Here is a 20,393-nt window from a genome sequence, read left to right on the forward strand (position 1 = left end):
TCACACCACCTCGTCCTCGTGCAGCCGGTCGCGCAGGGCGCGGACCGCCGTGTGCAGCCTGCTCTTGACCGTGCCCTCGGGAACGCCCAGCTCCTCGGCGATCGCGCGCACCGGCAGGTCGGCGAAGAAGCGCAGGATCACCACCTGTCGCTGGGCGTCGGGCAGCTCGTCCAGGCCCTGGGCGACGGCGAGGGAGAGCAGGCTGGTGTCCTCGCCGGAGGGGTGCACGGGCTCGCGCAGCGACGCCAGCCGCTCGCCCAGCCGTTCCTGGCGCCGTTTGGCCCGGTGCCAGTCCATGGCCAGGTTGGAGGCGACCACCGCCGCCCACGCCGACACGTCCCGCGGCGCCTCGCGGCCGCTCGCGGCCCGTTCCAGCAGCCGCAGGCGGACCTGCTGCACCCCGTCCGGCAGGTCCGCCTGCGGCACCCCGCCGAGCGCGAGCACCGCCCGCACCCGGCGTTCCTGTGCCGCGTCCAGCGGGTCCTCGCCGGTGCTGTCGGCACCGGCGTACGCCCCCTGGTTGCGGCGCGCCCCTCCGCGCAGCACAAGCCACCCCCTCCTGCGTCTGCCCCTACGACGCGGGAGGGGGCGGAAACGTTCGGACGGGGTCAGAGGTGTACGTCACACCGGGTGTGGCCGGGGTCCGCACGGGCAGGGGCGGGACAGCACAGCTTCCGGCGCATGGCCCCGGGCAAGGGAATATCTCCAGCCCGGCCGGGTGACGGGCAGAGGTACGGAACCGTCCGAAGGGTGATCGTGTCCCACTCCTCGGGCACGCATCGCAAACAATTGGACAGGTGGACCAGGGTCGGCCGCATGATGGAAAAGCCCCGGTCAGGAAAGCAACACACAGAGGGAGTCGTCGTGAGGGTCGGAATCGTCGGAGCCACCGGTCAGGTCGGCACGGTCATGCGCAGGATCCTCGTGGAGCGGAACTTCCCGGTCACCGAGCTGCGCCTGTTCGCCTCGGCCCGCTCGGCCGGGACGGTGCTGGACGGCGTGACGGTGGAGGACGCGACCAGCGCCGACTACACGGGCCTGGACATCGTGATCTTCTCCGCGGGCGGCGCGACCTCCCGGGCGCTGGCCGAGAAGGTGGCCTCGCAGGGTGCGGTCGTGATCGACAACTCCTCGGCCTGGCGCAAGGACCCCGAGGTCCCGCTGGTGGTCTCCGAGGTGAACCCGCACGCGATCGCCGACCGCCCCAAGGGCATCATCGCCAACCCGAACTGCACCACCATGGCCGCGATGCCGGTGCTGCGGCCGCTGCACGAGGAGGCCGGCCTCGAGGCGCTGGTCGTCGCCACCTACCAGGCGGTGTCCGGCTCCGGTCTCGCGGGCGTCGCCGAGCTGCACGGCCAGGCCCAGAAGGTGGTCGCCGACGCGGACCGGCTGACCCACGACGGCGGGGCGGTGGACTTCCCCGAGCCGCAGGTCTACAAGCGGCCGATCGCCTTCAACGTGCTTCCGCTGGCGGGCTCGATCGTCGACGACGGTCTCAACGAGACCGACGAGGAGCAGAAGCTGCGCAACGAGTCCCGCAAGATCCTGGAGATCCCGGACCTGAAGGTCTCCGGCACCTGTGTGCGCGTTCCCGTGTTCTCCGGCCACTCCCTCCAGGTCAACGCCCGTTTCGCCCGCCCGATCTCCCCGGAGCGCGCGACCGAGCTGCTCGCGAAGGCCCCGGGTGTCGTCCTCTCCGACATCCCCACGCCGCTCCAGGCGGCCGGCCAGGACCCGTCGTACGTCGGCCGCATCCGCCGCGACGAGACCGCCGAGAACGGCCTGGCCCTGTTCATCTCCAACGACAACCTCCGCAAGGGCGCCGCGCTGAACGCGGTCCAGATCGCGGAGCTGGTGGCCGCCGAGCTGTCGGCGAAGTGAGCCGGCGCACGGCGCGGTAGGGGCGAATCCCCCGGTTTCTCCAGGAAGGGGCGGTCACGGACACGTGGCCGCCCCTTTCGCGCGGGTGCCGGCGGGGACGCCGGCGGACGGCTGAGGACATCGCTTTCCCCGCGGATCCCATGGAAGGATGGCGCAACCGACACATAACGAGGAGATGACCGCGTGCCTGGCACAAACCTGACTCGCGAAGAGGCACAGCAGCGGGCGAAGCTGCTCACCGTTGACTCGTACGAGATCGATCTCGACCTCTCCGGCGCGCAGGAGGGCGGTACCTACCGGTCCGTGACCACGGTGCGCTTCGACGTCGCCGAAAACGGTGCGACGTCCTTCATCGACCTCGTGGCCCCGGCGGTCCACGAGGTGACGCTCAACGGGGACGCGCTCGACGCGGCCGAGGTCTTCGAGGACTCCCGGATCGCGCTGCCCGGCCTGCTCGAGGGGCGCAACGTCCTCAGGGTCGTCGCCGACTGCGCCTACACCAACACCGGCGAGGGCCTGCACCGCTTCGTGGACCCGGTCGACGACCAGGCCTACCTGTACACCCAGTTCGAGGTGCCGGACGCCCGCCGCGTCTTCGCCTCCTTCGAGCAGCCGGACCTGAAGGCGACCTTCCGGTTCACCGTGAAGGCCCCCGAGGGCTGGACCGTCATCTCCAACTCTCCGACGCCGGAGCCGAAGGACAACGTGTGGTCCTTCGAGCCGACACCGCGCATCTCGTCGTACATCACGGCGCTGATCGTCGGCCCGTACCACTCCGTGCACAGCGTGTACGAGAAGGACGGCCAGAGCGTGCCGCTCGGCATCTACTGCCGGCCCTCGCTCGCCGAGTTCCTGGACTCGGACGCGATCTTCGAGGTGACCCGGCAGGGCTTCGACTGGTTCCAGGAGAAGTTCGACTTCGCCTACCCGTTCGAGAAGTACGACCAGCTCTTCGTGCCCGAGTTCAACGCGGGCGCGATGGAGAACGCGGGCGCGGTGACCATCCGTGACCAGTACGTCTTCCGGTCCAAGGTGACGGACGCGTCGTACGAGCTGCGCGCGGAGACGATCCTGCACGAGCTGGCCCACATGTGGTTCGGCGACCTGGTCACCATGGAGTGGTGGAACGACCTGTGGCTGAACGAGTCGTTCGCCACCTACACCTCCATCGCCTGCCAGGCCTCCGCGCCCGGCTCGAGGTGGCCGCACTCGTGGACCACGTTCGCGAACTCGATGAAGACCTGGGCGTACCGCCAGGACCAGCTGCCGTCCACGCACCCGATCATGGCCGACATCCGCGACCTGGACGACGTGCTGGTCAACTTCGACGGCATCACCTACGCCAAGGGCGCGAGCGTGCTCAAGCAGCTCGTCGCGTACGTCGGCGAGGACGAGTTCTTCAAGGGCGTGCAGGCCTACTTCAAGCGGCACGCGTTCGGCAACACGCGCCTGTCGGACCTGCTGGGTGCCCTGGAGGAGACCTCGGGGCGTGACCTGAAGACCTGGTCGGCGAAGTGGCTGGAGACGGCCGGCATCAACATCCTGCGCCCCGAGGTCGCCACCGACACCGAGGGCCTCATCACCTCCTTCGCCGTCCGCCAGGAGGCCCCGGCCCTGCCCGTCGGCGCCAAGGGCGAGCCGGTGCTGCGCCCGCACCGCATCGCGATCGGCCTGTACGACCTTCAGGCCGACACCGGCAAGCTGGTGCGCACCGACCGGATCGAGCTGGACGTCGACGGCGAGCTGACCGCCGTGCCGCAGCTGGCCGGCAAGCGCCGCCCGGCCGTGATCCTGCTCAACGACGACGACCTCTCCTACGCCAAGGTCCGCCTGGACGAGGAGTCGCTGAAGGTCGTCACCGAGCACCTCGGCGACTTCGTGGCGTCCCTGCCGCGTGCCCTGTGCTGGGCGTCGGCCTGGGACATGACCCGTGACGGCGAGCTGGCCACCCGCGACTACCTGTCGCTGGTGCTGTCCGGTGTCGGCAAGGAGTCGGACATCGGCGTGGTGCAGTCGCTGCAGCGGCAGGCGAAGCTGGCGATCGACCTGTACGCCGACCCCGCCGCCCGCGAGGCCCTGCTGACCCGCTGGACCGACGCCACGCTGGCCCACCTGCGGTCGGCCGAGCCGGGCAGCGACCACCAGCTGTCCTGGGCCCGGGCGTTCGCGGCGACCGCGCGCACCCCCGAGCAGCTGGACCTGCTGGAGGGCCTGCTGGACGGCACGCACACCGTCGAGGGCCTGGCCGTCGACACGGACCTGCGCTGGGCGTTCGTCCAGCGGCTCGCGGCGGTCGGCCGGTTCGACGAGGCGGAGATCGCGGGCGAGTACGAGCGGGACAAGACCGCGGCCGGTGAGCGGCACGCGGCCACCGCCCGGGCGTCCCGCCCGACGCCGGAGGCCAAGGCGGAGGCGTGGGCGTCGGTCATCGAGTCCGACAAGCTCCCGAACGCCGTCCAGGAGGCGGTGATCGGCGGCTTCGTCCAGACGGACCAGCGGGAGCTGCTGGCGCCGTACACGGACAAGTACTTCGAGGTCCTCAAGGACGCCTGGGACTCTCGTTCGCACGAGATCGCCCAGCAGATCGCGATCGGTCTGTACCCGTCGGTCCAGGTCTTCGAGGAGACCCTGGCGAAGACGGACACCTGGCTGGCCTCGGCCGAGCCGAACGCGGCCCTGCGCCGGCTGGTCTCGGAGTCGCGTTCGGGCGTCGAGCGCGCGCTGAAGGCCCAGGCGGCGGACGCGGCTGCTCAGTAGCCCACCGCACCACAGTGAAGGGCGCCCGGCACCGATCCGGGCGCCCTTTCTCCATGCTCGGCTTTCCCAGGGCTCGGCCGTACGCGCCCTGCGGGCCGTGCGCGGCAGGCCGGCCGGCGCGCCGCAAGGCCATGTCCGGATACCGCCGGTGGGCGAGCCGGTGGCACAGCACGCTGGCCCCATGACCGCATACGCCGCACGACCCCTGACGCGCACGGCTCTCAAGGAGCTGCGCACCCGCGACGACGCGGGCCGCCCCATGGCCCCCTTCACCGACGACGAGGGCGGCGCACCCCTGCGCTGCTGTCTGCGCCGCAGCGAGCCGGGCGAGCGCATCGCCCTGGTCTCGTACGCGCCCCTGCGCCGCTGGGCGGCCGGGACGGGCGCCGACCCGGGGGCCTACGACGAGCAGGGCCCCGTCTTCATCCACGCCGACGACTGCGCCGGACCGGACACCGACGACGCCCTGCCCTTCGCCGACGCCCATCGCACGGTCCGCCGCTACTCCACCGACGGCCGCATCCTCGGCGGCCGTCTGGTCGGTTCCCCGACCGCCTTCGAACCGGCCTTCGCCGAGGCCTTCACGGACCCGGAGGTGGCACTCGTGCATGTGCGGGCGGTGGAGTACGGCTGTTTCCTGTACGAAGTACGGCGTCCGTGAGCCGTTTCCGATCCGATCCGCAGCCGGGAGCGCCTCGGCGCCGACGGTGTTGGCCGATGCCGGGCCCGGCGCGCACCCCGGCCCTGCTCGCCGAACTCGGTCTTCCGCCCCGCCTGAGTGTGGACCGGGTCTCCGCCAGGGTTCCCACTCAGGAGCAGTACCGGGCGCTGAGCCTGCCCAGCGACCTTCCGCTGCTCCGTACGCTGCGTGTGGTCTACAGCGACGACGATCGCCCCGTCGAAGCCACCGTCATGGTCAAGGCGGGCCATCTCTACGAGCTTCAGTACGAGTTCGCACCTGAGTGACCGCTGGCTGCGGCCGGGTCCTGCAGGGCCTGGAGCACCCGGGACACCGCCCGTCCGCTCTCCCCGCCCTTCCTCACCGCCGCCACCACATGCCGTACCGGCCGCTCCGCGCCCAGGTGCCGCATCACCACGCCGTCGCGGCGCGCCGCCGCCATGCGCGGGACCAGGGCGACCCCCATGCCCGCCTCCACCATGGCGAGGATCGCGGTCCAGCCGGAGGCCGAGTGGCCCTGGTGGGGAGTGAAGCCTGCCGCCTCGCAGGCGCGGCGGGTGATGTCGGACCAGGGGCCGCTGCCGCCGAAGATCCACGGTTCGGCGGCGAGGTCGGTGAGCCGAACGGCGGGGGCCGATGCGAGCGGGTGGCCGGGCGGAAGAGCGACGTCCAGGGGGTCGGCCAGCAGGGGCACCCTGGTGAAGCGTCCGTCGGTCGCGTCGGGTGCCCGCGCCGCCAGGGACAGGGCGAGATCCACCTCCTTGGCGGTCAGCAGCTCGTACGCCTCGGCGGCCTCCGCCTCGCGGACGCGTACGGTCACTCCGGGGTGCGCGGCCCGCAGCGCCCGTACTGCCGGTACGACCAGCGCCGGGACCGCCGTCGAGAAGGCCGCGACCCGGACCTCTCCCGCCTCGCCCCGGGTGTAGGCGGCCAACTCGGCGTCGGCACGCTCCAGTTGCTCGAAGACGGGTTCGGTGTGCCGCAGTACCAGCCGGGCCGCGTCGGTGAGCCGTACCCGGCGGCCATGGGCCTCCAGCAGGGGCACGCCGAGCTGGGCGGCGAGGTTGGTGAGCTGCTGGGAGACCGCGGACGGGGTCATGTGGAGGGCCTCGGCCGTCGCGGTGACGGTGCCCCGCTCGCGCAGGGTGCGCAGGATCTGCAGCTTCCTCAGGTCCCACTCGGCCATGCCCGCACGCTACACGCCCGCGTCGTGCACGACCGGGCCGTGCACGACCCGGTCGCGGCGCTCCGGTACGGGTCGGGGCGCCCCGGCCGTCACCGGCGGGCCCCCGCGCCCAGCACGACCCCGCCCAGGATCAGCGCCATGCACAGGAGTTGGGGCCCCGTGGTGGCCTCGCCGAGCAGCGTCCAGGAGAGCAGGGCCACGCAGACGGGCTGAAGGTAGTAGACGACGCCGGCGCGGGCGGCGCCGATCAGGGCGATGGCCTTGCTCCAGGCGAAGAAGGCGACCGCGGAGGAGGCCACGCCCACGTACAGGAGGGGCAGGACCGTGCCGGGGGTCGGGCGGAAGCCGCCCTGCACGGCGAGGCTCGTGGCCTGTACGGGCAGCAGGAGGACGGTGCCGGTCAGGAACGTGGTGAACAGGAAGGCGGTGCCGCCGATCTCGGCGGGCCTGCGGCGCAGCAGGGCGCTGTAGCCGGCGAAGCTGCAGCACGCCGCGATCATCCACAGGTCGCCGGCGCCGAAGTGCGCCCCGCCTCCGACGAGCAGCACCACGCCCGCGCAGGCCGTCAGCAGCCCGGTGGTCCGCCGCGCTCCGAGCCGTACACCGCCCAGCCGCTCGAACACCGCCATCAGCACCGGTGCGGCCGCCATGATCATGCCCATGGTGGCGGCGGGGGTGGTGAGCCCTGCCTCGTTGACGAGGGTGTTGTAGACGGCGACGCCGAGCAGGGAGGCCAGCAGGACGTAACGGCCGTGCTGCCGGATCGTCTTCCGCTGCCGCCAGGCCTGCCGGGCGCCGAAGGGTGCGACGGCGGCCAGCGCGATCACCCAGCGCCAGAAGGCGTGCTGCACGGGCGGGACACTGTCGTGCAGCGCGCGCGAGGTGACGAAGCTGCCGGACCAGACGACCGTGGCGAGGGCGGCGAGGGCGAGGCCGAGCACGGGGGCGGCGGCCTTGCGGGGGTGGGCGACGAGGGTGGCGGCCTTGTGAGGGCGGGTCGCGGGGGTGGCGGTCTGGTGCAGGGCTGTGGCCACAGAGATCCTTTCGGTGATCGGTGTGCACCTACCGTCCCAGCGGCTGACTTGTCAGGTCCATCGAATCCTTTCGAGCGTTCTTTTCAGCAGAACTGAACGATGGGCGCCTGTCCGCACCCTTGGCGATGCCTCTGCCCGCGCTCAGCTGCCCGGCCAGCGTCGCCCCGAAGGCCAGCGCCAGGCCCGCTGTCTGTACCGGCGTCAGCGCCTGCCCGAGGGCTGCCCAGCCGACGACGGCCGCGGTCAGCGGGGAGAGCGGGCCGAGGAAACCGACCTGGGAGGCGGTGAGCCGGCCGATGCCGCGGAACCAGAGCCAGTAGGCGACCGCCGTGTTGGCCAGCGCGAAGTAGAGGTATCCGCCGGCCGCGGGGCCGTCGAGCGCGGGCGGCGCGCCCTCGACCAGGAGCGCGACAGGGGCGATGAGCAGACCGCCCGCGGTGAGCTGCCAGGCGGTCAGCGCGAGCGGGCCGACGCCGTCCGGCCGGCCCCACCGCTTGGTCAGCACCGTCCCGGCGGCCATCGAGGCGGTGGAGGCGACGGCCGCGAGCACCCCGATCGCATCGAGGGCACCGGCTCCCCGCAGGACGACGAGGCTGACGCCGAACGCGGCCACGACCCCGGTGACCAGCGTGCGCGCGGCGGGCCGCTGCCCGAGCAGCAGCGCCGAGAGGCCTACGACGAACAGGGGCCCGAGTGAGCCGACGACGGCGGCCATCCCGCCGGGCAGCCGGTACGCCGACACGAACAGCAGCGGAAAGAAGGCGCCGATGTTCAGCGCGCCCAGCACCGCCGCCTTCCCCCACCAGGCGCCGCGCGGCAGCACCCGGGTGAGGGCGAGCAGCAGCAGTCCTGCGGGCAACGCCCGCATCAGGCCGGTGAACAGGGGTCGGTCGGGCGGCAGGAACTGGGTGGTGACCGCGTAGGTGGTGCCCCAGGAGACGGGGGCGAGGGCGGTGAGCAGGACGGTCGCGGACCGTTTCATGACCGGGCCCCTTCGGTTTCGGCTTCGGCTTCGGTTTCGGCAGAGGCGATGACGGCTCCGGGTCCGGCGGCAGAGGCGACGGCGGTGCCGGGTCCGGCGGCAGAAGCGGTGGCCGTGCCGGGTCCGGCGGCAGAGGCGGTGGCCGTGCCGGGTCCGGCGGCAGAGGCGGTGGCCGTGCCGGGTCCAGCGGCAGAGGCGGTGGCCGTGCCGGGTCCAGCGGCAGAGGCGGTGGCCGTGCCGGGTCCGGCGGCAGAGGCGACGGCGGTGCCGGGTCCGGCGGCAGAGGCGACGGCGGTGCCGGGTCCGGCGGCAGAGGCGGTGGCCGTGCCGGGCCCGGCGGCAGAGGCGACGACGGTGCCGGGTCCGGCGGCAGAGGCGGTGGCCGTGCCGGGCCCGGCGCCACGGGTGGCGGTGGAGCAGCGGGTCACGGTCACCGGCAGGGGCCGTACCGCCTCTGCCGGCAGCCGGCGCTCCTCCCGGATCAGCAGGGCGGCGGCCACCGCCGAGGTGAGGACGAGGACGGCCCACGGTGCCCGGCCGTCGACCGCGAGCAGGGCCGTGAACAGCGACGGCGCCACCGCCTTCGCCAGCGACCAGGACATCTGGTAGGCCGCCATGTACCGGCCGCGCACCGCCTCGGGCGCCGCCGCCACGGCGAGCACCTGGGCGGCGGGGCTGTGGATCAGTTCGCCGAGGGTGTAGACGACGACCACGGCGACCAGGGCACCGCCCACGACCGTGTCCGAGCCCGGCCGCACGGTGCCGAGGACGATCTGCGCGGCGAAGGCGGCCGCGAACAGGCCCCCGCCCAGCGCCGCCGCCCGGGTGCGCCGGGCGCCGGTCCGCCTCACCCGCGCGCCGACGCCGACACCGGCCAGCGCGCACAGCGCGGTGTTGATGGTGAAGGCGGCACCGCTGAGTGCGGCGGGCCCGTGCAGCCACTCCACGACGAACAGCGGGAAGAGGACCGAGAGGGCCGAATAGCTGAGCGCGTTCAGGAAGTTGGCGCCGGTGACGACCAGGAAGGGCCGGTCGGCGAGGACGAGCCGGTAGCCGGCGCCCGCACGTGGCGCATCCGGGCCCGCGCCGGCCGCGCGCACCGGCTTCAGCGGGCGCAGCAGCAGCGCCGCCAGCGCGAAGGAGAGGGCGTTCCCCCAGGCCGCGTACGTGTAGGCGGTGCCCCCGGCGAACGCGATGACCAGCGTGGCCAGCAGCGCACCCGCGCCGTTGCCGGCGTTCTGCAGCGCACGCGTCGACGCCTGCAGGCGGTCCCGTCCGGCCCCGCGCGCCACCTCGCCGATCAGGGACTGCTGCGCGGCGGGGAACGCCCGGTCGGCGGCTGCCGTGACCAGGGCGACGGCCGCGAAGGCGGCGAGGGAGTGGGCGAAGGGGTAGAGGGCGAAACCGACGACCCGGACGCCGTAGAGCAGGTACTGCACGCGCTTCGCCCCGTACCGGTCCACCGCCGTCCCGGCGAGCGGGAGCGCGCCGATGCCCGCGAGACCGGTGGCGGTGAGCACGGCGCCCACGACGGTGAAGGACAGTCCGGTGACGTAGTGGAAGAACACCAGGGTGAACGGGACGTACATGCCGGTGCCGACGCCGTTGACGGCGGCGGCGACGGGCAGGGCCCACTCCCCCGGTATGCGCTCACCCCTCCGGCTTCCGCCCTTCAGGCTGTCGTCCTTCAGGCTCTCGGCCTTCCGGCTCTTCCTCTTCACGATGCCGACCCCCTTGAAGTGACTTGATGGAAAGTAGCTTAGCGCTAAGCAACTTTTGGTCAAGCTACTTTCTTGCGGGTGACCGTCCACAGAGCGATACTCGGCGCATGAAGGAAGGCCGACAGCAGCACAGGGACCCCGTCGACGCGATCATCGGCCAGTGGGCAGCCGTGCGGCCCGACCTCGACACGAAGGCGATGGAGGTCTTCGGGCGGATCTACCGCCTCTCGCGCGCCATGGGCGACCGCATGGAGAAGGCCTACGCCCCCCACGGCATCTCACGCGGCGAGTTCGACGTGCTGTCGACCCTGCGCCGCTCCGGCGAGCCGTACACCCTCTCCCCGCGCCAGCTCTCGGCGACGCTGATGCTGACCACCGGCGGCATGACCGGCCGCCTCGACAAGCTGGAGCGTGCGGGCCTGCTGCGCCGCTCCCCCGACCCCCACGACCGGCGCGGCCTCCAGGTGACGCTGACCGAGAAGGGGTTCGACGTCATCGACCGGGCGGTCGGCGCGGGCCTGGCCGCCCAGACTCAGGCCCTGTCCTCTCTCGACGACGAACAGGCCGACCAACTGGCCGGCCTGCTGAGGGAGTTGCTGAAAGGGACGGAACGGGCAGAGCACTAGAGGTGACGCCCGGCATGCGCGCCGGCAAGTCGCGGTTGCAGGCCTCTCGCGCGTGGACGGGCGGGTACTCCCCGGCGGTTCCGTCGCAAACTCAGCCGGACGGCGCGACCGGGGACCACATGCCGAGCCACTGCTCGGCGCCCCAGGCCTCGAACCGCTCCACCTCAGTGAACCCCAGCTTCGCCGCGAGACGCATCGAGCCGACGTTGGCGGTCTGGGTGGTGAGCACCACCGGCTCGCCGGGAAGCGCGCCGGCGAGCCAGCCGAGTGCCGCTGCGCACGCCTCGGCGGCGTACCCGAATCCCCACGCCCGCGGCAGGAACAGGTAGCCGAGATCCGCCTTCCCCGCGGCAGCCGGACGACGGTGCCCCGTTGCCCTCCTGAGCAGGATCTGACCGATCATCGACCCGTCGAGATCAACGACGAAGCTCCCGGGCCACCGCTCGGGCGCCCCGGACATCTCGCGCTCGAGCTCGTCACGCGGCCGGGGGCCGCCGAGGTAGGTGTGCACCTCCGGCGAGGCGAGCAGCTCGATGAACGCCGCACGGTCCCGGGTCTCGGGCTCACGGAGCACGAGCCTCTCGGTCCTGATCGGCTCGGGCGGCCAAGCCACGGGTCCCAGATCTTCCATCCGCACACGCTAACGGGCGGTCAAACCAACCGAACGGGAAATGCTCGGCTCCACCCAGATCCGAACCCCGAACAGCACCTGGCCGCCTGGATGTCCGGCCGCACCGCCTAGACGCCCGGCCGCACCGCCCGGCCTCCGACGTGGGCGGCCACCGCCGCCTCGATGCGCGCGGTGTCCGTGGAGTCCGCCGCCCAGGCCACGTATCCGTCGGGGCGCACCAGCACGGTCGTACGGCGCTCGCCGGCCCAGTGCGCCACGGCGAGCCGCTCCCCGCGCCCGCCCTCGTACGGCTCCGGAGTGATCAGGACGAACCGGCCGCCGCGCAGGGCTTCGTAGAGGCGGCCGCCGCCGGCCAGGGCCACGTCCGGGACGCGGGTACCGGTGAGGCGGTGGGCGCCGCGGGGTGCGGGGTAGCGGTAGCCGATGCCGGTGATCCGGCCGACGGCCTTGCGGCGGGCCGGGCCCACGGTGTCGAGGAAGGCCGTGAGCACGGCGCGGGCCGCCAGCGTCCAGGGGCGCTTGGCCATGGCGAGGCGGACGATGCCGCCGCTGCTGCGCAGCACCGACCTGCCGACCGGGTGCCGCTCGGCCTGGTAGCTGTCGAGAAGGTCCGGGTTCGCCCGGCCGTGGACGACCGCGGCGAGCTTCCAGCCGAGGTTGGCGGCGTCCTGCAGCCCGGTGTTCATGCCCTGGCCGCCCGCCGGGGTGTGCACGTGCGCGGCGTCCCCGGCGAGGAAGACCCGGCCGGTCCGGTAGGCGGGCGCCTGGCGCTCGTCGCTGTGGAAACGGGACATCCAGCGGGCGTCGTACATCCCGAAGTCCCGGCCGAGCGCGAGGCGGGTGATCTCCTTGACCTCCGCCAGGTCGAGCGGCTCCCTGTCGGGGACGTTGCGGCCGCGGTGCCAGCCGATCACCCGGTAGTAGCCGTCACCGAAGGGCGCGAGGAAGGCGAAGGCGTCGCCGACGGCGTTGACGGTGAGCAGGGCCGGGGGCTTCTCGGCGAGCCGCACGTCGGCGAGGACGACGGAACGGATCACCGACCTGCCGGGGAACGGCAGGCCGATCGCGTCCCGCACGGCGCTGCGCATGCCGTCGGCACCGACGACATAGGCGGCCCGCAGGCTCTCCGAACGCCCCTCGGGCCCGCGGGTCCGCACGGTCACGCCGTCCGCGTCCTGGGTCAGACCCGTCAGCTCGGTCTCGTACCGGAAGTCGACGCCGGCCTCGACCGCACGGCGCTGCAACGCCTTCTCCACCTCGTACTGCGGCAGGACGAGGAGGTGGTTGAAGCGGGAGGGGAGGGTGTCGAGGCCGATGGTGAGCCGCCCGAAGAGCCGGAGCCGGTCGAGGGGCTGGCCGACGGCCTCCAGATCGTCGGCGAGTCCTCGGGCGTCGAGCTGTTCGAGGGTGCGGGCGTGCAGGACGAAGGCCCGGGAGAGGTTGCTGATGCCGTGCGGGCGCTTTTCGAGGACGGTGACCGGGACGCCGGCGGCGGCGAGGTCGCCTGCGAGCAGGAGGCCGGTGGGGCCGGAGCCGACGACCAGGACACGCGAGGCGGGGCCGGCGCCGCCGACGCGGCCGGTGGCGGGGCCGGGGCTGGTGGTGGGGCCGGGGCCGGTGGTGGGGCCGGGGCCGGTGGTGGGGCCGGGGCCGGTGGTGGGGCCGGGGCCGGTGGTGTCACTGGTGCTGGTGTTTCCAGTGGTGCCGTTCATGGGGGCCTCCTGGGAGCCAACGCCCGTTGGCCAACACTTGTCGGTCAACGCTCGATGGCCAACAACTGTTGACCAACGCTTGTTGGCAAACGTAGAACGCCCGGCCAGACGATGTCAACACTTGTTGGCCCACGTATGTTGGCCTACGCTCGTTGGCATGACCGGCAGCCCCAGCAGAAGCACAGATCCCGAAACCGGCCCGGCGGCCCGCCGCTCCGACGCCACCCGCAGCGCCATCCTCACCGCCGCCCGCGAGCGCTTCGCCGCCGACGGCTACGAGCGCGCCACCATCCGCGCCATCGCCAAGGACGCGCGCATCGACCCGTCGATGGTGATGCGGTACTTCGGCAGCAAGGAGGGCCTGTTCGCCGCGGCCGTCGCGCTCGACCTGCGGCTGCCGGACCTGACGCAGGTGCCGCGGGACGAGGCCGGCCGGGCGCTGGTGCACCACTTCCTCGGCCTGTGGGAGGAGAACGAGGAACTCACGGCCGTCCTGCGGGTCGGCGCCACCAACCAGGCCGGGGCCGAGCGCATGCAGGGCATCTTCCGGAACCAGCTGCTGCCGGTGGCCCGCCAGGTGTGCCCCGACCCCGAGCAGGTCCCCACCCGGGCCGCGCTCTGCGCCTCCCAACTGCTCGGCCTGGCCCTCACCCGCTACGTCCTGCGTCTCCCGCCCACGGTGGCGCTGAGCCCCGAGGAGATCGTGGCCTGGCTCGCACCCACGGTGCAGCGTTACCTCACGGCCCCCAGCCCCTGACCGGTACGCGGTGTGCGCGCTGCCGGGTGGCGGGAGCACCAGGCTGGCGGCCCATGCCGCCGGGGTGAACCGCCTAGGCTCGACGGGGAGTTGACGACAGCCGCCGAAGAACCGGAGCCCCCATGTCCGCCAGCGCCGGCACCACTGCCGACACCACCACCTCCACGATCGCCGAACGCTTCCTCACCTCGTTCCGGGACCGGGACTGGGAGGCGCTGCGCAGCCTGCTGGCGGACGACATCACTTGGACCATGCCGGGGGCCGGCGCCATATCCGGCACCGCCCGGGGCGCCGACGCGGTCGTGGACCGGGCACGGCACATCGCGGGCCGGGGGCTGCGCACCGAACTGTTGCACGTGCTGGTCGGCGCGCACGGCGCCGCGCTCTCGCTCCACAACACGGCGACCGCCGCCGACGGCCGCAGGCTCGACGAGTACCTGGCGACCGTACTGACCATGCGCCAGGGCCGTATCACCGCCATCGACAGCTATCTGTCGGACGTCGACGGCATGAGCGCCTTCTTCACCGCGTCCTGAGGCCGTCGGCGCCGCGCGCCGGAGCCGGGCAGCGACCACGCCGGGTGCCGTGCAGTCACCACGCCAGGGCCGCGCAGCAACCCGTGCAGTCACCACGCCGAGGCCGTCGGCGCCGCTCGCCCGGGCCGTGCGGAAACGCCGAGGGCGCCGCCCTCACCCGGGTACGGCGGTGTGCACGTACCCCGGGAGGACCGGCGCCCTCTGCGGAGATCAGGTTTCGCTCAGGCCTTCGCCTTGGCCTTGGCCTGGCCCGGCTTGATCACGCGGATCTTGGACTTGTCCAGGACCATCACCAGCCCGGTGATGACCACGAACAGCACCACCGGAGTCACCACGTACAGGCCCAGCGTCTGGATGACGCTCAGACCCGTGCCGGGGTCGTCGCCGTCGTCGCGGGTGAGCGCGAGGGCGGGGGACGACATGAGCAGCATCATCAGCGTCGTACCGGCGGCCAGGGCGCCGACGCGCAGGGCGTTCTTCTTGTCCACGTTCTCAAGTTAGCGAACGGCCGGGGAGGCCGCGCGCGCGGGGTGCCCTACGGCGGCTCGCCCCCGGTTCCCTCCCGCAGGATCTCCAGCAGGGCCCGAAGCCGCGGCGAGGCCGCCAGCTCCTCCAGCGGCACCGGGCGGCCCTGTGCGTCGGCCACGGGCAGCCGCCAGTTGGGGTACTGGTCCCAGGTGCCGGGAAGGTTCTGCGGGCGGCGGTCGCCGACGCCGTCCGGGAGCCAGACGCCGATCAGCCGGGCCGGGGTGCGCAGCAGAAAACGGTGGACGCCCTGGATCTCCGCCTCCTCGGCGGTCCCCGGGGGCCCGGCGGCCGGGCTGTCCAGCAGGCCGAGGCTGCCCAGCAGGGCGAGCCACTCCGCGGCTTCCGCGGTCGCCTCCGTGCGCTCCTCGGCGGCCGGGCGGGTCAGCAGGCCGAGGCGGTCGCGCAGGTCGACGTGCTCGCCGGTGAGCCGGGCGGCGGTGGGCGGCAGGTCGTGGGTGGTCGCGGTGGCCAGGCAGTCGGCGCGCCAGCGCTCGGGCGGCAGCGGGCGGCCGTCGCCGTCCCAGTCCCGTTCGAACCACAGCACGGAGGTGCCGAGCACTCCGTGCCGCTGGAGCCTCTCGCGCACGCCCGGCTCCACGGTGCCCAAGTCCTCGCCGATCACCACCGCCCCGGCGCGGGAGGCCTCCAGGGCGAGCAGCGCGAGCATGGCCTCGGCGTCGTAGCGGACGTAGGTGCCCTCGGTGGGCGGGCTGCCCTGGGGTACCCACCACAGCCGGAACAGGCCCATCACATGGTCGATGCGCAGGGCGCCGGCGTAGCGGAAGAGGGCGCGCAGCAGGTGACGGTAGGGGGCGTGGCCGGAGGCGGCGAGGCGGTCGGGGCGCCAGGGCGGCAGACCCCAGTCCTGGCCGCGCGCGTTGAAGGCGTCGGGCGGTGCGCCGACGGACATGCCGGCGGCGAAGTGGTCCTGCTGCGCCCAGGCGTCCGCACCGCCGGGATGCACGCCGACGGCGAGGTCGTGCACGATCCCGACGGGCATCCCGGCCTGGCGGGCGGCGCGCTGGGCGGCGCGGAGCTGGTCGTCGGTGAGCCAGGCGAGCCGGGTGTGGAAGTCGACGCGGCCGGCCAGTTCGGCGCGGGCGCGGGCGGTGTCGGCCGAGCGCGGGTCGCGCAGCCCCGCGGGCCAGCGCTGCCAGTCGCAGCCGTGGGTCTCGGCCAGTGCGCACCAGGTGGCGTGGTCCTGCAGGGCCTGGCCCTGGGCGGCGCGGAAGGCGTCGTAGGCGGCCTGCCGTCCCGGTCCGAGAGGGACGCGGAGCACCAGCTCCAGGGCCTCGTGCTTCAGCTCCCACACCGCGTCCCGGTCGATGAGGGCGCCCTTGTCGAGGACGGCGGCGCGCAGCCGCTCGGCGCGCTCCAGCAGCGCGCGGATCCGGGCACGGTCCTCGGGGTCCTCGATGTACGCGAACTCGGGGACGGCCTCGATCCGCAGGTGGACGGGGTCGGGGAAGCGGCGCGAGGACGGTCGGTAGGGGGACGGGTCCGTCGGGGCCCCGGGTACGGCCGCGTGCAGCGGGTTGACCTGTACGAACCCGGCCCCTGCGGTACGGCAGGACCAGTCGGCCAGCTCGGCGAGGTCGGCGAGGTCGCCCATGCCCCAGGAGCGCCGGGAGAGCAGCGAGTACAGCTGGACGAGCAGGCCGTAGGAGCGGGTGGCAGGGGTGGGCAGGCGGTCCGGGGCGACGATCAGGTGGGCGTGGGCGGTGCGTCCGTCGGGTGCGGTGGCGCTCACCCGGTGCACGCCGGCCGGCAGTCCGTCGGCGGCGTCCCGCGTCTCCCCCTGCTCGGTCTCGATGCTCAGGCGCGTCCCGGCGGGCAGCGCGGCGAGGTGGGCGGGGGCGGCTCCGTCCTCGGTGCCGCCGGTCCAGATCACGAGGGTCGGCGGCAGCAGCCGTTCGCGCAGTTCGCGCTCCTTGTCGGCGAGCGCGGTACGGACGGCGTCGGGGGTGCCCGCGTCCACGCCGAGGGCGGCCAGGGCTGCGACCACGGCGGCGACGGAGACCCGGACCGTGCGGTCGGGGGACGGGCTGTAGGACGTGGCGACCCCGTGCAGCTCGGCGAGCCGGGACAACTCCTCGTCGTCGTGCGCCCCGGCCATCTACAGCCCCGGGCCGAAGAAGTCCGGGACCGGGTCGGACTCGCTGGTCAGCGGGGCGGTGTCGGCGAGCGGCGGCTCGCTGGTCAGGGGCTCGGCATCCGGCAGCGGCGGTTCGCTGGTCAGCGGCGCCTGGGTGCAGGCGCTCTCCGCGCTGAAGACGCACTCCCGCGCGTCGAAGGTGTCGGCGGACGGCTCCGCCACGGGTTTCCACTGGGCCGGAATCACGAGATGAGCGGGTGCGGCCACGGGGGCCTCCTTGTCGAGTGCGGCTTGTTCCGGATTACCGCAGCCCTACCCAGTGCGCGCGATGCCAGACGTATTCGGGGTGAACAACGTGCTTCTTCCGGCATTCCGGCCACTTCTTCGGTCGCGGGAGGACCTGCCGCGGGGCCTCACGGCCACGGCCCGCACACCCGCATGCCCGCACACCCGCACATCCACTCGCCCGCACATCCACTCGCCCGCTCGCCCGCGAGATCACTATTCACTCAGTACATGTATCTGATGCATACTGATCTCCATGAGCACCCGGCACATCCTCCTGGGGCTGCTCGAGGCGGGGCCGAGTCATGGCTACGACCTCAAGCGGCGCCACGACGAACGCTTTCCGCAGGCCCGTCCACTGGCCTACGGGCAGGTGTACACGACCCTGCAACGCCTGGTCCGGGACGGTCTGGCCGAGGTCGAGGGGACCGACGCCGACGGCGGACCGGAGCGGACGCTCTACCGCACCACGGACGAGGGGGCCGGCGAACTGGCCCGGTGGGCCGGGGAGATCGCCGCGCCCGCACCCTTCGTGGCGAACGAGATCTTCGCCAAGGTCGTCGTCTCGATCCTGGCGGGCGGCGATCCGGCCGCCTATCTGCGCGCCCAGCGTGCCGCGCACATGGAGCGGATGCGGGAACTGACGGCCGTGAAGACGGCCCCGGGCGCCGCGCTGGCGACCGTGCTCTCGGCGGACTACGCCCTCAACCACCTCGACGCCGACCTCCGCTGGATGAACACCACGGCGGCCCGGCTGACCACTTTGACCGCGGAGGTCGACGCATCATGAGCAACAGGGGGGACCACTCCTCGAAGCCGCTTCTGACGGCCCGGGGCCTCGTCAAGACACACGGCAGGTCGCAGGCGCTGCGCGGCGCGTCGGTCGAACTGCGCGCGGGCGAGATCCTCGCCGTGACCGGGACCAGCGGCAGCGGAAAATCAACGCTGCTGCACTGCCTGGCGGGGATCGTCCGACCGGACGAGGGCGAGGTGGTCTATGACGGGGTGCGGCTCGACCGGCTGCCGGAGAAGCGGCTGAGCGAGCTGCGCCGCACCGACTTCGGTGTGGTGTTCCAGTTCGGGCAGCTGATCCCCGAGCTGACGGCCGTGGACAACGTCGCGCTGCCGCTGATGCTGGCCGGCGCCGACCGCGCCGGTGCCCGGGAACGGGCCGGCGAGTGGCTGGAGCGGTTCGGGGTGCGCGGGCAGGAGGAGCTGCGGCCGGGTGAGATGAGCGGCGGGCAGGCCCAGCGGGCCGCCCTGGCGCGGGCACTGGTGACCGGTCCCCGGGTGGTCTTCGCGGACGAGCCGACGGGAGCCCTGGACTCGCTCGCGACCGAGCAGGTGATGACGGCGCTGGTGCACACGGCCCGCGAGTCGGGCACGGCGGTGCTGCTGATCACGCACGACGCCCAGGTCGCCGCGTACGCGGACCGCGAGGTGCGGCTGAGCGACGGCGCCGCGGTACCGGCGGACTCTGCGGCGGAGGTGACGGCGTGACGACCCGTACGAGCGGCGTGACAACGCATGCGAGCGGCATGACGGCCGGTACGAGCGGCACCGTGACCGCCGATGCACGGCTCGCCTGGCAACTCGTCCGCGGCTCCGGCCGACAGGAGTGGTGGCGGATCGGGCTGACCGCGGCCGGGGCCGCGCTGGCGACGGGCTTCGCCCTCGCCGCCGTCGTCCTGGCATCGCTCCGGGGGCATTACTCGGTGTCCTTCGGCAGCGGTCTGCTGGACAACCCCGGTGAGCGCTCGGGGGTGATCGTCAGCCTGCTGCTTCTGCTGGTGCCGGTGCTGGGCTTCCTCGGGCAGTGCGCCCGGATCGGCGCCGTGCACCGCGACCGGCGGCTGGCCGCCCTGCGGCTGGCCGGTGCCGGCCCGGCCCAGGTGCGCCGGATCGCCGCCCTGGAGACGGGGCTGGCCTGTCTGCTGGGCTCGGTCCTCGCCACCGCCGTCGCGGTACCGGTCCTGCTGGGTGTCTGGGCCGCCCCGACGGCTCTGGCCGGGGCCGGCCTCGTACTGGTCGCCCTCGGCGTGCCGGTGCTGGGCGCGACGGCGGGCGCGCTGGCGCTGCGCCGGGTGGTGGCCTCGCCGCTCGGGTCGGTGCGCCGGGTGCGGCCCCGCAGCGGGCGGGGCCCGGGGATGCTGTTCACCGGCGCGGTGCTGGCCGTCCTGCTGCTGGCGCTCTGGGCTGTCGCCCACACCTCCGGAACGGACCGGGACCGGGTGCCGCTGACGGTGTTCGGGGTGGTCGTCGCGGTCGGGTCAGGAACGGTGTGGCTGACCGGGGGGACGGCCACACTGGTCGGGCGGGCACTGGCGGGGCGCGCCCGTTCCGCGGCGGCGCTGATCGCGGCGGAACGGCTGCGCGAGGATCCCTGGGCCGCGGCCCGCACACACGCGGCCGTCCTGCTGGTCACGATCGTCGGCACGGGCTTCGTCGGCGTCCGCCAGGCGCTCCTCGCCGGCCTGCACGAGATGAGCCGGGACAACCAGCTCGGCGCGTCCCTGTCCTTCTACACGACCGGAATCGACCTGACCGGCGCCGCGATCCTCGTCGCCTTCGCGATCACCCTCTTCGGCCTCGCGGTCGGCACCGCCGAGTCGCTGGCGAACCGCCGCCGCAGCCTGGCCGCACAGGTCGCCGCCGGGGTGCCCCGCGCGGTGCTCGGCCGGGCGCTGCTCCTGGAGACCGCGCTGCCGCTGGCCCCCGCGGTCGTGCTGGCGGGCGCGGGCGGCATGTCCATCGGCATCGGGTACGCCTCGCTGACCCAGGGCCACGGCGCCGCGGTCGTGCCGTACGCCGGGCTGCTGGTCCCGGTGGGTGTGTACGTGTGCTGCCTGCTGGCGGCGGCCTGCTCGCTGCCCCTGCTGCGCCGCTCGGTGCGCCCGGCGGAGCTGCGCTACACGTGACGGCGCGAGGGGCCGTCCGGCCCCGGGGCCGCGGGGCCCCCCGGCCGGGGCGCAACAAAGGG

General features: G+C 73.5%; 19 protein-coding genes and 1 pseudogene. 10 read left to right on the plus strand and 10 right to left on the minus strand.

Going from position 1 to position 20,393, the window contains the following annotated elements:
- The gene (locus tag AB0H32_RS04840; protein ID WP_361114322.1) at positions 1-543 is read right to left on the minus strand and encodes a sigma-70 family RNA polymerase sigma factor; all 543 of its coding nucleotides are present in this window, start codon (positions 541-543) and stop codon (positions 1-3) included.
- 321 nt (positions 544-864) lie between these two features.
- Between AB0H32_RS04840 and AB0H32_RS04845 the strand changes: the two genes are divergently transcribed.
- From AB0H32_RS04845 to AB0H32_RS04860, 4 genes and pseudogenes are all read left to right on the plus strand, one after another.
- Positions 865-1,884, plus strand: a complete 1,020-nt coding sequence (locus AB0H32_RS04845) for an aspartate-semialdehyde dehydrogenase (RefSeq protein WP_361114251.1) — start codon at positions 865-867, stop codon at positions 1,882-1,884.
- A gap of 183 nt (positions 1,885-2,067) precedes the next feature.
- Positions 2,068-4,641, plus strand: coding sequence for an aminopeptidase N (gene pepN / locus AB0H32_RS04850; RefSeq protein ID WP_361114254.1), 2,574 nt, complete (start codon positions 2,068-2,070; stop codon positions 4,639-4,641).
- A 181-nt stretch (positions 4,642-4,822) separates the two neighbouring features.
- On the plus strand, positions 4,823-5,302 hold the full coding sequence (locus AB0H32_RS04855) for a DUF1203 domain-containing protein (protein WP_361114257.1): 480 nt from the start codon (positions 4,823-4,825) through the stop codon (positions 5,300-5,302).
- A gap of 74 nt (positions 5,303-5,376) precedes the next feature.
- Positions 5,377-5,607: pseudogene (locus tag AB0H32_RS04860) on the plus strand (UTRA domain-containing protein); the annotation flags it as partial.
- Here AB0H32_RS04860 and AB0H32_RS04865 read toward each other — a convergent pair.
- The 4 genes from AB0H32_RS04865 to AB0H32_RS04880 form a co-directional block, all read right to left on the minus strand.
- Positions 5,583-6,506, minus strand: a complete 924-nt coding sequence (locus AB0H32_RS04865) for a LysR family transcriptional regulator (protein WP_361114260.1) — start codon at positions 6,504-6,506, stop codon at positions 5,583-5,585. The pseudogene AB0H32_RS04860 and the gene AB0H32_RS04865 overlap by 25 nt on opposite strands.
- A gap of 89 nt (positions 6,507-6,595) precedes the next feature.
- Positions 6,596-7,540 carry a DMT family transporter gene (locus AB0H32_RS04870; RefSeq protein WP_361114263.1) on the minus strand — a complete coding sequence of 315 codons (945 nt, stop codon included), beginning with the start codon at positions 7,538-7,540 and terminating at the stop codon, positions 6,596-6,598.
- Positions 7,541-7,568: 28 nt separating this feature from the next.
- Positions 7,569-8,522, minus strand: a complete 954-nt coding sequence (locus AB0H32_RS04875; protein WP_361114266.1) for an EamA family transporter — start codon at positions 8,520-8,522, stop codon at positions 7,569-7,571.
- Entirely contained in the window at positions 8,519-10,243 is a 1,725-nt protein-coding gene (locus AB0H32_RS04880) for an MFS transporter (protein WP_361114269.1), read from the minus strand. The genes AB0H32_RS04875 and AB0H32_RS04880 overlap by 4 nt, the downstream gene beginning before the upstream one ends.
- 107 nt (positions 10,244-10,350) lie before the next feature.
- Here AB0H32_RS04880 and AB0H32_RS04885 point away from each other — a divergent pair, with 107 nt between their 5' ends.
- Positions 10,351-10,869, plus strand: a complete 519-nt coding sequence (locus AB0H32_RS04885) for a MarR family transcriptional regulator (protein ID WP_361114272.1) — start codon at positions 10,351-10,353, stop codon at positions 10,867-10,869.
- A gap of 91 nt (positions 10,870-10,960) precedes the next feature.
- On the opposite strand, the gene AB0H32_RS04890 is transcribed toward AB0H32_RS04885, so the two are convergent.
- Complete coding sequence (locus tag AB0H32_RS04890; protein ID WP_361114275.1) at positions 10,961-11,500, minus strand: GNAT family N-acetyltransferase; 540 nt, start codon at positions 11,498-11,500, stop codon at positions 10,961-10,963.
- Positions 11,501-11,607: 107 nt separating this feature from the next.
- A complete protein-coding gene (locus AB0H32_RS04895) occupies positions 11,608-13,212 on the minus strand; it encodes an FAD-dependent monooxygenase (protein WP_361114278.1) in 1,605 nt (534 codons plus the stop codon).
- 157 nt (positions 13,213-13,369) lie between these two features.
- On the opposite strand from AB0H32_RS04895, the gene AB0H32_RS04900 reads away from it, so the two are divergent.
- Both AB0H32_RS04900 and AB0H32_RS04905 read left to right on the plus strand, forming a co-directional pair.
- Complete coding sequence (locus AB0H32_RS04900) at positions 13,370-13,969, plus strand: TetR family transcriptional regulator (RefSeq protein ID WP_361114280.1); 600 nt, start codon at positions 13,370-13,372, stop codon at positions 13,967-13,969.
- A 122-nt stretch (positions 13,970-14,091) separates the two neighbouring features.
- Complete coding sequence (locus tag AB0H32_RS04905) at positions 14,092-14,505, plus strand: nuclear transport factor 2 family protein (protein ID WP_361114283.1); 414 nt, start codon at positions 14,092-14,094, stop codon at positions 14,503-14,505.
- Between the two features lie 221 nt (positions 14,506-14,726).
- On the opposite strand, the gene AB0H32_RS04910 is transcribed toward AB0H32_RS04905, so the two are convergent.
- Genes AB0H32_RS04910 through AB0H32_RS04920 form a run of 3 tightly spaced genes read right to left on the minus strand, consistent with a single transcriptional unit; the run spans position 14,727 to position 17,395 of the window.
- Positions 14,727-14,993: a hypothetical protein gene (locus tag AB0H32_RS04910; protein ID WP_361114286.1), complete on the minus strand. Its 267-nt coding sequence runs from the start codon at positions 14,991-14,993 to the stop codon at positions 14,727-14,729.
- Positions 14,994-15,040: 47 nt separating this feature from the next.
- Positions 15,041-17,149 carry a 4-alpha-glucanotransferase gene (malQ, locus tag AB0H32_RS04915; protein ID WP_361114289.1) on the minus strand — a complete coding sequence of 703 codons (2,109 nt, stop codon included), beginning with the start codon at positions 17,147-17,149 and terminating at the stop codon, positions 15,041-15,043.
- Complete coding sequence (locus AB0H32_RS04920) at positions 17,150-17,395, minus strand: hypothetical protein (protein ID WP_361114292.1); 246 nt, start codon at positions 17,393-17,395, stop codon at positions 17,150-17,152.
- 274 nt (positions 17,396-17,669) lie between these two features.
- Between AB0H32_RS04920 and AB0H32_RS04925 the strand changes: the two genes are divergently transcribed.
- The 3 genes from AB0H32_RS04925 to AB0H32_RS04935 are packed head-to-tail and all read left to right on the plus strand — an operon-like array spanning position 17,670 to position 20,331.
- Positions 17,670-18,203 carry a PadR family transcriptional regulator gene (locus AB0H32_RS04925; protein WP_361114295.1) on the plus strand — a complete coding sequence of 178 codons (534 nt, stop codon included), beginning with the start codon at positions 17,670-17,672 and terminating at the stop codon, positions 18,201-18,203.
- Positions 18,200-18,913: an ABC transporter ATP-binding protein gene (locus AB0H32_RS04930; protein ID WP_361114298.1), complete on the plus strand. Its 714-nt coding sequence runs from the start codon at positions 18,200-18,202 to the stop codon at positions 18,911-18,913. Before AB0H32_RS04925 ends, AB0H32_RS04930 begins: the two co-directional genes overlap by 4 nt.
- Before the next feature lie 38 nt (positions 18,914-18,951).
- Complete coding sequence (locus tag AB0H32_RS04935) at positions 18,952-20,331, plus strand: ABC transporter permease (protein ID WP_361114325.1); 1,380 nt, start codon at positions 18,952-18,954, stop codon at positions 20,329-20,331.
- The last annotated feature ends 62 nt before the right edge of the window (positions 20,332-20,393 follow it).

The sequence above is a fragment of the Streptomyces sp. NPDC020362 genome (assembly GCF_040642095.1).
Taxonomy (GTDB): domain Bacteria; phylum Actinomycetota; class Actinomycetes; order Streptomycetales; family Streptomycetaceae; genus Streptomyces.